General features: G+C 69.0%; 9 protein-coding genes and 3 pseudogenes. 3 read left to right on the forward strand and 9 right to left on the reverse strand.

Annotated features, from left to right (window positions below; genetic code table 11):
• Nucleotides 1–85: 85 nt before the first annotated feature.
• The 3 genes from ABZ281_RS17920 to ABZ281_RS17930 all read right to left on the reverse strand — a co-directional run bounded on the left by ABZ281_RS17920 (nt 86) and on the right by ABZ281_RS17930 (nt 5,413).
• Entirely contained in the window at nt 86–577 is a 492-nt protein-coding gene (locus tag ABZ281_RS17920) for a hypothetical protein (RefSeq protein ID WP_356656536.1), read from the reverse strand.
• On the reverse strand, nt 574–3,063 hold the full coding sequence (locus ABZ281_RS17925) for a nitrate reductase (RefSeq protein WP_356656538.1): 2,490 nt from the start codon (nt 3,061–3,063) through the stop codon (nt 574–576). Before ABZ281_RS17925 ends, ABZ281_RS17920 begins: the two co-directional genes overlap by 4 nt.
• An 886-nt stretch (nt 3,064–3,949) precedes the next feature.
• Nucleotides 3,950–5,413, reverse strand: a complete 1,464-nt coding sequence (locus ABZ281_RS17930) for an ornithine decarboxylase (protein WP_356656540.1) — start codon at nt 5,411–5,413, stop codon at nt 3,950–3,952.
• Between the two features lie 192 nt (nt 5,414–5,605).
• Here ABZ281_RS17930 and ABZ281_RS17935 point away from each other — a divergent pair, with 192 nt between their 5' ends.
• Nucleotides 5,606–6,802 (forward strand): amidohydrolase, encoded by a 1,197-nt coding sequence (locus ABZ281_RS17935; protein WP_356656542.1) that lies wholly within the window; start codon nt 5,606–5,608, stop codon nt 6,800–6,802.
• A gap of 123 nt (nt 6,803–6,925) precedes the next feature.
• Here the strand turns inward: ABZ281_RS17935 and ABZ281_RS17940 are convergent.
• The 5 genes and pseudogenes from ABZ281_RS17940 to ABZ281_RS17960 form a co-directional block, all read right to left on the reverse strand.
• Nucleotides 6,926–7,195 (reverse strand): annotated as a pseudogene (locus ABZ281_RS17940) (cation transporter); the annotation flags it as partial.
• Nucleotides 7,196–7,218: 23 nt separating this feature from the next.
• A pseudogene (locus ABZ281_RS17945) lies at nt 7,219–7,471 on the reverse strand (IS5/IS1182 family transposase); the annotation flags it as partial.
• A 585-nt stretch (nt 7,472–8,056) separates the two neighbouring features.
• A complete protein-coding gene (locus ABZ281_RS17950; RefSeq protein ID WP_356656544.1) occupies nt 8,057–8,527 on the reverse strand; it encodes a DUF6098 family protein in 471 nt (156 codons plus the stop codon).
• A 27-nt stretch (nt 8,528–8,554) separates the two neighbouring features.
• Nucleotides 8,555–8,782, reverse strand: a complete 228-nt coding sequence (locus ABZ281_RS17955; protein WP_356656546.1) for a DUF5133 domain-containing protein — start codon at nt 8,780–8,782, stop codon at nt 8,555–8,557.
• A gap of 126 nt (nt 8,783–8,908) precedes the next feature.
• Nucleotides 8,909–9,325, reverse strand: coding sequence for a CBS domain-containing protein (locus ABZ281_RS17960; RefSeq protein ID WP_356656548.1), 417 nt, complete (start codon nt 9,323–9,325; stop codon nt 8,909–8,911).
• A gap of 317 nt (nt 9,326–9,642) precedes the next feature.
• On the opposite strand from ABZ281_RS17960, the gene ABZ281_RS17965 reads away from it, so the two are divergent.
• On the forward strand, nt 9,643–9,969 hold the full coding sequence (locus tag ABZ281_RS17965) for a plasmid stabilization protein (RefSeq protein WP_356656550.1): 327 nt from the start codon (nt 9,643–9,645) through the stop codon (nt 9,967–9,969).
• Nucleotides 9,970–10,450: 481 nt separating this feature from the next.
• Here the strand turns inward: ABZ281_RS17965 and ABZ281_RS17970 are convergent.
• A pseudogene (locus ABZ281_RS17970) lies at nt 10,451–10,771 on the reverse strand (GNAT family N-acetyltransferase); the annotation flags it as partial.
• A 128-nt stretch (nt 10,772–10,899) separates the two neighbouring features.
• Between ABZ281_RS17970 and ABZ281_RS17975 the strand changes: the two are divergent.
• Nucleotides 10,900–11,696: ribonuclease J (locus ABZ281_RS17975; protein ID WP_356656552.1), on the forward strand; the 797-nt coding region annotated here is incomplete at its 3' end.

Below are 11,696 nucleotides of genomic sequence, written 5' to 3' on the forward strand. Positions count from 1 at the left end.
AGTACGAGGGCTTCCGGCCGGCACGCCGAGAGCACGCACCGGACGCCGCTCCTCAACGGGTAAACGTTGCCTGCCGCGGCACTAGCTAGAGGCTGGTCAGGATCTGCGGGGAGATGTTCTTGATCATGGTGTTGGACCAGCGCATCTGCCGCAGGGTCTGCGGGTGACAGGACGAGGCGAGCGCCAAAAGCCGGTCGTCTTGGGTGGCCTGGGCCGCCTGGGCGAGCATCTCCCAGTGCAGCGAGTTCTCGGTCGCTCCCAGATGCAGCTCCCGCAGGTCGCGCAGCAGGAGCAGACCGGGCTCGGGCCGGTGGCCCATGGCCTCAGCCGCCTTCTCCCTGAGTGTCGCCAGGACGCCCGAGTCGGACGAGTCCGGCGGCTCACCGAGCTTCACCCCGTAGTGGTGACCGGTGTCGGCCAGTCGCTGGACGTGTTCACGGGACCAGACGGCCAGGTCGGTGGCGACGTGGTGGATCTCGTGCTCGGTGCGATGACGTTCCGCCACCGTGACCAGATGCCTGGCGAGATGCTTTTCGCCGTGGTGCAGCACGCGCAGGGTCAGGGTGATGCCGTTCACCGGCTTCCCTCCTCCTGTCCGTGCCAGGCGGGGCCGTCCGACTGCGCCACGCTTGCCGAGGGGCCTCCCGCCGTTGCGGGAACGCCGCCGCTCCGTGACGGCGCGGAGGCGGTGGTGGTCGGCGCGGTGGCCGCCTGGCCGTCACCGCGTTCGACGAGGGTGAGAGCCGCCGCGGCGGTCTTGAACAACGGCTGCTTGGAGACCGGATCCCAGTCGGTGACGGTCGTCTCGTTGGCGGCGCGCCCGGGTGTCTTCTCGTCCGGGCCGTGACCGGCCGGGGTGTCCCAGTAGCCGTAGTGGAACGGCACGAACAGCAGTCCCGGGCGGATGTCGGTGACCCGGACCCGTGCCCGCAGCGCGCCGCGGGGCGTGGAGACCTCCACCAGGTCGCCTTCGTTCACCTCCCGCTCGTCCGCGTCGGCGACGGAAACCTCCACCCATACATCGGGCGCGGCTGCGTTCAGCTGCGGGGCACGCCCGGTCTTGGTCCGGGTGTGGAAGTGATAGATCGTCCGCCCGGTGGTGAGCTGGAACGGGTACTCCGCATTGGGCTCCTCATGCGGCGGCACATACGCGGCGGCTTTGATCATCGCCTTGCCGTCCGGATTCAGGGAGCGGTACTCCACCACACTGTCTGTCGCACCGGTGAGAAGGTCCTTTCCGTACGTCTCGCACTGGTCGGGGTGTGCCCAGCTGATGCCGTCGGTGTAGAGACGTTCCGTGCCTTCGGGTGCGTCCTCGTTGCACGGCCACTGGATACCGCTGGGACCGCGCAGCCTGTCGTAGGTGAGGCCGGTGTAGTCGCACGGCCGGCCGGCGCTGCACCGTTTCCACGCCTCGAACGCCGACTCCGGGTCGTGCCAGTGGACCAGAGGGCCGCCGTCCTTGTCGCGGAAGTCCATGAGTCGGGCGTAGTCGAGGAAGATGTCCAGGTCCGGCCTGGCCTCGCCCGGCGGGTCGACGGCCTTGTCGGACAGGTGCACGGTGCGGTCGGCGTTCGTGAACGTCCCCGTCTTCTCCCCCCAGGTCGCGGCGGGCAGCACCACGTCGGCCAGTTGGGCGGTCTCCGTCAGGAACAGGTCCTGCACGATGACGAACAGCCGCTCCTGCGACAGGATCGAGCGGATGCGGGACAGCTCGGGCAGGGAGACGGCGGGGTTGGTGCCGCTGATCCACAGCATGCGGATCGAGCCCTGTTCGGCGTAGCGGAACATCTGCATGGCGTGAGTGGGCGGCGCGTAGTGCGGGATCTGCTTCGGTTCGACGTTCCAGACCTTCGCCAGGTCCGCGACGTGCTGGTCGTTCTCCCAGTTCCTGAAGCCCGGCAGGTCACCGTTGGCGCCGCACTCCCGGGTGTTCTGGGCGGTGGGCTGGCCGTTCATCTGCAGCACGCCCGCTCCCGGTCGGCCGAGCATGCCGCGGATCAGGTGGATGTTGTTGATCTGCACGGCGGCCGCGGTGGCCTGGTGGGACTGGTAGACGCCCTGCAGGACCGTCGACAGCAGCCGGTCGGCCGAGCCGATGGTCTCCGCCGCCTCGCGGATGCGCGCGGCCGGGACGTCGCAGATGCCGGCCGCCCACTCGGGGGTGCACTCCTTGACCCGGGCTTCCAGCTCCGCGAAGCCGACGGTGTGCGCTTCGACGTAGGCGTGATCGACCCGGTCGGTGCGGATGATCTCGTGCAGCAGCGCGTTGAGCAGCGCCACGTTGGTGCCGCCGCGCGGGGCGAGGTGCACCGTAGCCCGGCGCGCCACCTGCGTCGGCCGGGGGTCCACGCAGACCAGGCGGGGCGGATCGGCGCCGTCGAGCCGGTCCAGGATGCGCATCCACTGCACCGGCTGCGTCTCGGCCAGGTTGTGCCCGTACAACGCGATGACGTCCGCGTGATCGACGTCGTCGTAGCTTCCGGGCTGACCGTCGCAGCCGAAGGACTCCTTGAGCGCCTCGGCGGCCGTGGACGTACAGAGCCTGGTGTTGCCGTCCAGGTGATTCGTGCCGATGCCGGCGCGGGCCAGCACCGCCAGCGTGTAGTACTCCTCCAAGAACAGTTGACCGGTGGTGTAGAAGCCGATCGAACCGGGGCCCTTCTCTTTAAGAAGAGTCCGGGACCGGGACACGATCCGGTCCATGGCGGTCGCCCAGTCGGTCTCGACCAGACGGCCGCCCTGGCGGACGAGCGGCCGGGTCAGCCGGTCGGAAGAAGCGTTGGCCTGCCAGCCGAACAGGTCCTTGGGCCCAAGACGGCCGTGGTTCACCCGGTCCTGCGCGCGTCCCCGGACGCCGACCATCCGACCGTCCACGACCGCGATGTCCATCGCATCGCCGTCGGAGTGCAGAATCGACGCGGCCCGCACCCATCGCTGCACGTCATCCGGTGCGACGCCCTCCTCGAGATGAGTGTCCACCCGCGCGGGCCACACCTCGTGGCGCCCATACGGAGTACGGCCGCCCCACGGCTGCGCGATGCGGTCCACCGAAGCGTCCATGCCGGACCTCTCCATCACAGCCGGCACCCGCCGCGCCGACCGCATCCTCGGTACCCGGCATCGCTTCCCCGTAACCCCGGTGCTCGTCCCTCCACGCATTCGGTGCACTGAATGAAAAGCATTACTGAAAAGCATTAGCGCCCTGCCCCCGGCCAAAGCCGACCCGAGACACCTGCCTGCGGCAGGGGCGTGGGGATCCTGATCGCCAACCATCAGCCCGCGCACCTGAACGACGGTGCAAGGGGACAGCGGCGCCGGCTGCTTTGCACACAGCCAGTCTTGGTCGAACACGGATTTCTGAACGTCGTTAGGGCCGTCATCGGCCAGCGCCACGAGGTCGTCGCGGCTGGCCGGGTAACTGGCACCTGAGAGCCGTTTGCACGTCAGCGGAGTTGATGTCTGCCATGGTCACCTCTCCATTGCTGAGCCGTACTGAAGGCGGGGTTGCCCGCCGCATGCTGCCTTGGGTTCTCACCTGCCGGTGGATTGAGTAACCCCACCCATTCGATGCAGTTCCTCGGACGGCGCGATGACGGGCCCGTCAACGGTTCGTTGCAAGGGGCCGCCAGTCACGGCCAGGAAGGCTCATTGCGCGGGATGCCCACCGTCTCCGGCACCGCGCTGCCAGGCTGCAAGTGCCACTCGCCTCGTGCACGGTCAGGCGCCGGTAGATCTCCAGATACATCGGGCGCCTGTTGACCGCTGAGCAGCGCGGAGGCCCCCCTCCCAGGTTCCTGACAAGGGCCTCCGGCGCCCCCGGCGTCGCGGGCCGAAGGGGAGCGCCTCGGGGCCCGCTTCGCGGCGGGAGCATCACGTCGGTCACTGCCGACGCCGGCTTTCAGGTACTCGCCGCGCCGAGAAGGACCATGTCTCTGATCAACCGTCGTCAGTTCCGCGCCACCACACGAAGCGTCTCGACCGACGGGTCGGCCGCGTCCGGGATCAGGACCCCGTGCTCGACACCGCTGCGCAGGTAGTCCAGAACCTCGTCGGTGATGACCTCACCGGGAGCGACAACAGGCACCCCCGGCGGGTACGGGCTGATCATCTCCGCGGCGATCCGTCCGGCGGCGCGCTCGGCGGACACGTGCTCCACCGGGGCGAAGAACGCCTCCCGCGGCAGCATCGCCTGCTCCAGTTCCAGGTCCGAGGGCTCGGGCAGGCGCACCGGCGGCTGCTTCTCGATGGAGTCGGCGCCCTCGACGAGCGCGCGCAGGGCGTCCAGCAGGATCTTCTCGGTCTCGTCGTCATCGGCGTGCGTGATGGACGCGCTGATCCGGCAGGTGTCGGAGCCGCCGACGTCCACATGCCGGTTCGCCCTCAACCACTCGGCCGCCTGCATGCCGCTGATACCCAGTTCCCGTACGTCGATCACGATCTTCAACGGGTCGAACGCGGCGGCGAACCCTTCCTCGACAACCTCCCCGCCCATGGGTCGCAGACCGGGCAGATCTCCGGCGGCCGACCGAATGCGCTCCGCACGGTGCAGCGCGGCCTCCAGGAGATCGCGCCCGTGTTCGACCATCTGACGGCGCCAGCCGTCGAGGGTCGCGAAGACCAGGGAGGAGGCGCTCGTGGTGCCCAGCAGGTCCTCCCGCTGTTTGAGGGCCTCCGGCGACACCCGGTCGTACTGGAGGTGGAATACGGAGCTCTGCTCGATAGCCCCGCCCATCTTGTGGACGCTGGTGACCACCAGATCGGCCCCGGCGTCGATGCCCCAGGCCGGCAGTCCGGGGTGGAACGGCAGATGAGCCCCCCATGCCTCATCGACGATCAGTGGTGCGCCGAACTCGTGGCAGACACGGGCCACGCCCGCCACGTCCGCACAGGTGCCCCAGTCGGTGGGAGTGATCAGCAGCATGCCCTTGGCGTCCGGGTGCTCCTCGAGGCGGCGCCGGACGTCGTCGGGCTCCGGGGGGTGCGCGAGGTGCCGTTCGGCGTCGAACTTCGGGTGCACCCAGATGGGCTCCACGCCGTTGACGACGACGGCCGCGATCACCGACTTGTGCGCGTTGCGGGACAGCAGCAGTTTCTCGCCGGGACCGGCCACGGCCAGCATGGCGGTCTTGACCGACAGGGAACTGCCACAGGTGGAGAAGAACGCCTGTTCGGCCCCCACCGCGTCGGCCATCAATTCCTGAGCCTGGCTGAGCACGCCCTGGGACTGACGGCGGTCGTCCAATCCGTTGAGGGACAGTACGTCCGACCGGAACACGTCGAGCCCGACGATGTCAGCCACCCGCGGATCCACGCCGCGGCCCTGTTTGTGCCCCGGCGGGCCGAACGCCACGTCTCCACGGCGCCGGAACTCCTCGAGCGCCTCCAGCACGGGTACCCGCGAGTGATCCATCGTTCCTCCCAGCGGTCATCCTCCGCCCGGCCGCACTTCGGCATGACTTCGCTTCGCGTCGTCCCAGAGCGCACCGGACGAGTTGCACCGGTGCCTCGGTTGAAACCCCGGGGTGTTGCGACGCCCGGTTGATGGCACCCGGTGGTGCACGAAGCGAAGACGGACGACCGCACTTCGATCCGAGGAGGCCAGGTGGCCCGTACGCCTTCCGGCGACGACGTGAACGCCGGTGTCCACGCCGGGCTACGCGTGGAGGTCGCGAAACGGGCGGATCTGCTGTGGGAGACCGCCCTCGAGTTGCACGCCCACCCCGAGCACGCCTTCGCCGAGCACCGGGCCGCGGCACTGCTGACGGGCGAACTGGAAAAGGCCGGTTTCGAGGTCGAGCGCGGGGTGGCCGGGATGCCCACCGCGTTCACCGCCCATTCGGGGCAAGGCCGTCCCGCCGTGGCACTGCTGCTGGAGTACGACGCCTTGCCGGGCCTCGGCCACGCCTGCGGGCACAATCTCATCGCAGCCGCCGGTCTGGGAGCGGCGCTCGCGCTGAACGCTGTGCTGGACACCTCGACCGGACGTGTCACGGCTGTCGGGACGCCGGCCGAGGAGGGCGGGGGCGGAAAGGTCCTGGAAGTGGAGGCCGGCGTGTTCGACGACGTCGACGCCGCGCTGATGTTCCACCCGGGCGTGTACAACTGGAAGCGGGCGCCACTGACCGCGCAGGTGCAGTACCGGGTGGCCTTCCACGGCCGCGCCGCACACCCCACAGGCAACCCGACCGAAGGTGTCGACGCTCTCCTGGCGCTGCTCGAACTGTTCAACGTCCTGACCGCCCTGGGCAGGCGTCTGCCGGCGGCCTCTCACATGCAGGGGATCGTCACCGACGGGGGCAAGGCCACCAACATCGTCCCGGAGTACGCGGAGGGGCTGTTCGGCCTGCGCGCGGCAACGACCGATGCGTTGGAAGACCTGACCGGGCAGTTGCGCACCGGCGCCGAGGGCGTCGCCCACGCCACGGGCACCAGGACCGAGGTGGACCGAGCCACGGTCCGCTACGAGCACTTCCGTGACAGCGGCCTGCTGTCCGAGACGTTCGCCCGACACCTGTCCGGGGCGGGGATCGAGTTGACGCCACCTGCGCCGGGCGTCTACTTGGGATCGTCGGACATCGGCAACGTCAGTACACACGTGCCCGCCATCCACCCCTTCGTCGCCATCATGGACGACGGGTCCGACCACACCCCCGAGTTCGCCGCCGCAGCTGCCTCCCCCCGGGCCCGCGACGTACTCGTCGCCGTCACCAGCGCGCTGGCCTGCACGGCCGCGGACGTGCTCTGCAACGCGGACTTGCGCGAGGAGGCGCGGAGACTTCACCGGAGGGCGGGACGATGAGCCATGTCCGCCGTAGTCGTCTTCCCCAAGCCATCGCCTCGCACCTGGCCGAACGAGCCATCCGCGCCAACGGACCGTGTCCGTCACAGCCGCAGCGGTCCCGGCGGAAGCCGGGGTGTGGGCGGTGGGAGCGCAGCAGCCCTTGCCCTGCCAGGCGTCATGGCCTTCCTTGACGGCGATGGTGGCGATGACGAGGGCGGCGATCGGGTCGGCCCAGGACCAGCCGAGGGTGGCGTTGAGGACCAGCCCGAGCAGGAGGACGGCGGAGAGGTAGGTGCACAGCAGGGTCTGCCTGGAATCCGCGACGGCGCCGGCGGAGCCGAGGTCGCTGCCGGGGAGGGAACGGTCGGCCTCACTGGATCCGGTCAGGGCGCGGATGGCGTCGATGCTCAACTAGGGCGCGTATCGAGTCGTGATCAATTGGTGGTCCGGGTGAGGTCTTTGATCCAGATCATCGAGGCTCGTAGGCGGAGGGCCGGCGAGGTAGCTGTCCGGGGTCTTGTCGTATCGGGTGGCGATGCCTCGCCAGGCCTTGAGCTTGTTGATCAGTCGCTCGACGGTGTTCCTCTCCTTGTAGAGGTCGGCGTCGTGGCTGACGGGCCGACCGCCTCCGGAGCCCTTCTTCTTCCGGTTGGAGGCCTGGTCCTTCTTCTCCGGGATCACTGCCTTGGGCTCCCAGGTCGCCACCGCGGCGTTCTTCGCCTTCTCCACCTACGTCTCGGCCACCAGCGATGCACAACGCCGGTCCCAGCTTGGCCAGATCATCGCGCTCGTGCTCATCGGCTGCGCCATCGGCGTCGTGGTGAACACGCTGGTGCTGCCTCCCCTGCGCTACCGCAGCGCCGAGTACGGCATCCACACCCTCGCCCACTCGGCTGTACGGCCTGACCGGCGACATGCACCCGGCGCTGCGCGAGGGGTAGCTGGAAGAGGAAGCCGCCCGGCAGTGGCGCCTGCGCGCTGCCCACCTGGCACCGATCGTGCAGCAGGCCCAGTCCTCGATCCACACCGCCCGGGAGAGCACCCTCTACAACCCCCGACGCCTGCGGCGCCGTCATCGCATGTCCTTCGGCGGCTACCAGGCCGTCGTCGACGCCCTGGAACGTGTCTCCCATCAGGTGGCTTCCATGACCCGCAGCCTCGACCAATGGCACGATGCCGACACCGGCCGGGACTACGCGCCCTCGGGATCGGGCCCGGAGGCGATGACGCCGCCCGAGGGCTACTGGTGGTCGTGCCGCCTCGGCGACGGCCTCAGGGATAAGGGGGCTCCTCAGAAGGTTCGTCTCGGTCGAGTGTGCCCCAGTGCCCAGGCTGTTCGGTGATGATGCGGCAGGCGTCCGTGATGACCTGGTCGGCGATCCAGCCGAGGGGTTCGATCTCCGTCACCAGGGGTTCATTGTCCGGTCCGCGGGCCCTCTCGGAGCCGCGCAGGACCCAGGGGCGGGCGCGGACGTCCTTCACGTGCGGCAGGTGGCAGTAGTCGTACAGTCGGCGGGCGACCCAGACTCGCACGGGCCGCTCGCCCCACCAGTCCTCGAGGTCCAGAGGGCTGGCCGACAGGCCCGGCAGCTTGATCCCGGTCAGATCGTCCGTACTGCTCGTCTTCGGCAGGTCGCTCTCCGGCCCGCGGGACCAGCGCACGTAGAGGCCGTGGCGGTGGGTGATGAGCTGGGTCAGCTCGTCGAGGCTGCTGAACGTTGGCAGGTCGGCGGTCGTGGTCATGGTGCTTGTGGGAAATTCCGGGGCAGGTCAGGTGGTCAGGAGGGAGTCGTCTTCGGTGCGGGCGCCGGGCAGCCGGTGCCGGGCGGCGACAAGGGCGGCTTCGATATCACGAGTGCCGGTCGACACGCAGAGTGTGTAAGCGACGTCTTCCATGCGCTGGCGCGCTTCTGAGGTGCCGCTTTCGGCGTGCAGGGCGCGCAGCGTCTCGTACTGCTCGATGAGGTTCTTCAGCACGACGGGATGTGCCAAGAGCATAGGGAGCCTCCCTCGTCACCATCGCTCACATGGGTCATACACCGACCCGGGTGCCCCGGGCCCCGGCCGCCAATCCGGTGCGTTCCCACACCGGCGGCCAGGAGGCCCGGGGTCCCGGCGTTCGGCTCAGTCGGTGGACAGGACCTGGAGCAGGTCGCCGACCTTGGGATCGGGCAGGGATCGGGCGACGTCGGCCTGGGCGACCATGCCGACCAGGTCATGCCCGTCGATCACCGGCAGACGGCGCACCTTGTGTTCCGTCATGGTGCGCAGGATCTCCTCCACGTCGTCGTCGGCACCGATGGTCACTGCCTCGCCCTGGGCCAGCTCGCCGACCGGACAGGTCGCGGGGTCCTTGCCCGCGCCGAGAACCTTCACGACGACATCCCGGTCGGTCAGTACCCCTTTGAGCTTGTTGTCCGTGCCGCAGATCGGCAAGGCACCGACGCCGAGGTCCTTCATCTTGCGGGCCGCGTCCAGCACCGTCTCTTCGGCCCCGACGCACTCGGCTCCGCCCGTCATAATGTCCCGCGCCTTCGTCATCAGATTCACTCCCTGTCGCTGTCGGCCGTCCCCGACTACCGCGGCGGCGGACGGTCGCATTCGGTGGTTGTGGGCGTGGGTTCCCCACCCTCACCTGCCGTAACGCTTGCTGCGCCGTGGCAGGCCCTGGCGCGCGACCACGGCGGCGGCACAGACCCTCGTGTCCCCGCCCAAGAGGGATCCGGCCGGCATTTCGGAGCCGCACGGCTCGGGTGATGCCCACGAAAGGCGGAACAGGCGGACAGGAGCTGCCTGCCTCCAGGCCGGCCGGGGAACACGACAAAGCACACAGCGCAACCGACGACCAGGAGGCGGACATGCCGGCAGGATCCAGCGACAAGCGGGAACGGCAGTACGAGCACGTCAAGGAAAGCGCCAAGCAGCGCGGCTCTTCCACGGGACGCGCCAAGGAAATCGCCGCACGCACGGTCAACAAGGAACGGGCACGTTCCGGCGAATCGAAGACGGCTGGAAAGACCTCCACCAAGGACCCCAAGTCCGCTTCCCAGCGTGGCGGCGAACGCTCACACAGCGGTGCACAGGGACCCACCAGGGATCAGCTGTATGCGGAGGCGAAGAAGAAGAACATCGAGGGCCGCTCCTCGATGAACAAGGATGAGCTGCGCAAGGCTCTCGGCCGCTGAGCCGATCCATCGGCAGCGTCTGCGCCCCGGCTCCGTCAGCCTCTCGCGTAAGTCGAAGCCGGGGGTTCAGACACCGTGCGAGGCGCAGGTTTCGCCGGACGGGGCCGAGGCCGCCGAGGACAGGCTCGGTGCACTTCTGTCGAACACTTGGCCGCGACGCGCCAAGCTCACTGTCGGCAACACCTGCTCGGGGGACCATGGCGGACCCCATGAAAAGGCGGTACGAGGTGACGGCCAGCGGGCGCCGGCCGGTGGCGTCATATCGGTGTGGGCGGCGCCTGAAGGGTTCGGACGCCGTCTCTTGCTCGCCACGTTGCCGCGCCCGGGTCGGCGCCCGACAGTGTTCGCGTTCAGCAGGCGTCGCCGGTGACGTCCGCGAGTGGCGCTATTGGGGGGCCAGTGGGGCCAGTCCCTCATCCCCCGGCCCCCCAGACCCGCTTGTGCCTGCGCAACTGTGCCGTATACCGGCAGAACCTGGTCGGCGCATGTGCGCAACGAGCAGCAGTCCAATACCACGCCCTTGCACTTCGTCGGCGACGAACAGCAGATCGAGCTCTGGTGGAGCGAGGACGAGCGGGTAGAACCCGAGGACCCGCACTCCGTGCTCGTCGGCGCCGACGGCTACGAAAGCGCGGTGGGCTTCGATGTAATCAGGACCGACCCGGTAGCCCGCCACTGCGGCCGCGTACTCGCCCTCGTAGGCGCCTGAGCCTCGCACGAGCCGTGTGAGCCGTTTGGCATCCCGCGCGACTGCCCTCCGTATCATGATCGGCCGGCTGATCGGGGAAGTGCGTGAACTCACCTGGAAACCATGTCGCGCCAGGTCCCGTCGGATGCTTCTCGGCGGGGCCTCGCCGTCTCACCCGCTGCCACAGAGAGATCACACAGGCAACGGATCATGCACTCCCGCTCCACGGGTAACGTCAGGGTATGAGTCATCCGCACCCCGAACTGAAAGCCGCCCCTCCCCTTCCCGCCGGAGGGCTGCGGGTTGTCGCCCTGGGAGGCCTGGGCGAGATCGGCCGCAACATGACCGTCTTCGAGTACGCCGGCAAGCTGCTCATCGTCGACTGCGGCGTGCTGTTCCCCGAGGAGACCCAGCCCGGCGTGGACGTGATCCTGCCGGACTTCACCTCGATCCGGGACCGGCTCGACGACATCGTGGCCGTGGTGCTCACCCACGGGCACGAGGACCACATCGGCGGCGTGCCGTATCTGTTGCGCGAGCGGGCGGACATTCCCGTTGTCGGCTCGAAGCTGACGCTGGCGTTTCTGGAGGCCAAGCTCAAGGAACACGGCATCCGGCCGCGCACGGTGCGGGTGCGGGAGGGCGACCGGCGCGGCTTCGGGCCCTTCGACTGCGAGTTCGTCGCGGTCAACCACTCCATCCCGGACAGCCTGGCGGTCGCGATCCGCACCGGCGCCGGGATGGTGCTGCACACCGGCGACTTCAAGATGGACCAGTTCCCGCTGGACGACCGCATCACCGATCTGCGCGCCTTCGCCCGCCTCGGCGAGGAGGGCGTGGACCTGTTCCTCACCGACTCCACCAACGCCGAAGTTCCCGGCTTCACCACCTCCGAGCGGGAGCTGAACCCGGCGATCGAGCAGGTGATGCGGGCCGCGCCGCGCCGGGTCATCGTCTCCAGTTTCGCCAGCCACGTGCACCGCATCCAGCAGGTCCTGGACGCCGCCCACGCGCACGGCCGCAAGGTGGCCTTCGTGGG

The sequence above is a fragment of the Streptomyces sp. NPDC006265 genome, assembly GCF_040613555.1.
GTDB lineage: Bacteria > Actinomycetota > Actinomycetes > Streptomycetales > Streptomycetaceae > Streptomyces.